Source organism: Kitasatospora sp. NPDC049258 (assembly GCF_040678895.1).
Taxonomy (GTDB): domain Bacteria; phylum Actinomycetota; class Actinomycetes; order Streptomycetales; family Streptomycetaceae; genus Kitasatospora.
Genome location: NZ_JBFAQT010000103.1, coordinates 1 through 2,088 on the forward strand (window position 1 = coordinate 1; position 2,088 = coordinate 2,088).

1 protein-coding gene and 1 pseudogene are annotated in these 2,088 nt (G+C 72.9%); both read right to left on the bottom strand.

All coding sequences use genetic code 11. The features are described 5' to 3' along the window. A pseudogene (locus tag AB0K43_RS31370) lies at positions 1-350 on the bottom strand (ABC transporter permease); the annotation flags it as partial. Then, positions 347-1,930 (bottom strand): sugar ABC transporter ATP-binding protein, encoded by a 1,584-nt coding sequence (locus tag AB0K43_RS31375; RefSeq protein WP_363645808.1) that lies wholly within the window; start codon positions 1,928-1,930, stop codon positions 347-349. The gene AB0K43_RS31375 and the pseudogene AB0K43_RS31370, both read right to left, overlap by 4 nt. Between the last annotated feature and the right edge of the window lie 158 nt (positions 1,931-2,088).

The following is a 2,088-nucleotide window of genomic DNA, read 5'->3' on the forward strand; positions in this document are numbered from 1 at the left end:
CCGGCGAAGGGGTTGGCGCCGGTGGAGGTGAAGGCCATGGCGCTGACCACGGAGGCGACGCCGGCCTGGGAGCCGACGGAGATGTCGAGGCCGCCGCAGATGATCACGACGGTCTGCACCACGGCGAGCAGGCCGGTGATGGTGGCGGCCTCGGCGATGACCTGCATGTTCGACACGGAGAGGTAGTTGTCGTTGAGGAAGCCGAACAGGGCCAGCACGACGACCAGGGCGCCGATCAGGCTGAGGTTCTGCCCGTTGAGCGAGCCGAGGACGGCACGGGCGCGGCCGCCGGCCGGGCCGCCTTCGAGCGTGTCCTTGGCGGTGGCCCGGGGGGTGGTGGTGGCGCTCATGCGGGTGCTCCTGGAGTGGGGGTGAGGTCGTCGGCCATGGCCAGGGCGAGGATGGCCTCCTCGGAGGCGTGTGCGCGGTCGAGCTCGCCGGTGATGCGGCCGCCCTGCATGACGACGACGCGGTCGGCGAGGCCGAGGATCTCGGGGAGTTCGGAGGAGATGACCAGCAGGGCGACGCCTTCCTTCGCGAGGTCGGCGATGATCTGGTAGATCTCGGCCTTGGCGCCGACGTCGATACCGCGGGTGGGTTCGTCCAGGATCAGCACCTTGGGCTTGCGGGCGAGCCAGCGGGCGAGGACGACCTTCTGCTGGTTGCCGCCGGAGAGCTTGCGGACCTCGTGCTCGACGGAGGGGGTGCGCACCCGCAGCCGGTCGGTGTACTGCTGGGCGAGTGCGCGTTCGGCGCCGCGGCGTACGAACCGCAGGCGGCGCAGCCGGTCGAGGACGACGAGGGAGGTGTTGTCCCGCACGGAGCGGTGCAGCAGCAGGGCCTGGGCCTTTCGTTCCTCGGGGGCCAGGCCCAGGCCCGCCTTGATGGCGGCGCCGGGGCGGCCGGGGCGCAGGCGCACCCCGTCGAGGGTGACGGTGCCGTGGTGGACGGGGTGGTCGCCGGCGAGGGCGAGGGCGAGTTCGGAGCGTCCGGCACCGATCAGTCCGGCCAGGCCCACGACCTCGCCGGCGTGGATCTGCAGGGAGATGTCGCGGACGTGGTCGGTGGTGACGCCCTCGACGTCGAGGACCAGGCGGTCGGTGGCGACGTGCGGGCGGGTGAACATGGTGGACAGGTCGCGGCCGACCATCAGGCGCACCAGCTCGCCGTCGTCGGTGGTGGCGGCGGCCTGGACGCCGACCAGGGCGCCGTCGCGCAGCACGGCGATGCGGTCGGCGAGTTGGAAGATCTCCTTCATCCGGTGGGAGACGTAGACGATGGCGATGCCCGTCTCGCGCAGCCGCCGGATCAGGGCGAAGAGCGCGTCCACCTCGTGCTCGGAGAGCGAGGAGGTGGGCTCGTCGAAGGCGATCAGCTTGGCGTCGCCGGTCAGGGCGCGCATGATCTCGACGAGTTGGCGCTGGGCGGGGGTGAGCTGGGAGCCGAGCAGGTCGGGGTCGAGCACGTCGGCGAAGCCGAGCCGTTCCAGGTCGGCGTGGATGCGCCGGCGCAGTTCGGCCCGGTCGAGGCGGCGGCCGGCGCGTCGGGGCAGCGCGCCGGCGTAGACGTTCTCGGCGACCGAGACGTGCGGGATGATCTCGGGTTCCTGCGGGATGATCCGGATGCCGGCGGCGCGGGCCTCGGCCGGTGACCTCAGCTCGACCTGCCGCCCGTCCAGCAGGACGTGCCCCTCGGTCGGCCGGTGGTCACCGGTGAGGATCTTCAGCAGGGTGGACTTGCCCGCGCCGTTCTCCCCCATCAACGCGGTCACCTGCCCGCCGGGGAAGTCCAGGGTGACCCCCTCCAGCGCCCGCACCGCGCCGAACCGCTTCCCGACCCCCCGCACCCCCGCGGTGCCGGGCGTGGGCGCGCGGTCGGCGCGTTCGGCGGGCGGGCGGGGATCCGGCCTCGGGTCGGGGGCGTTGCTCATCGGGTCACCTCGGGGTGCTTCGCGGGTGGTCGCTCGTGGGGCCCGGCGGAGCGGGCGTCGCGGGTCAGTTGCAGGTGACGCCGGCGGTCTTCCAGGTGGTGGCGTCGACCATGGTGGTGGGGGCGAAGGCCTCGGCGGGGAAGTCCTTGGAGTTCTTG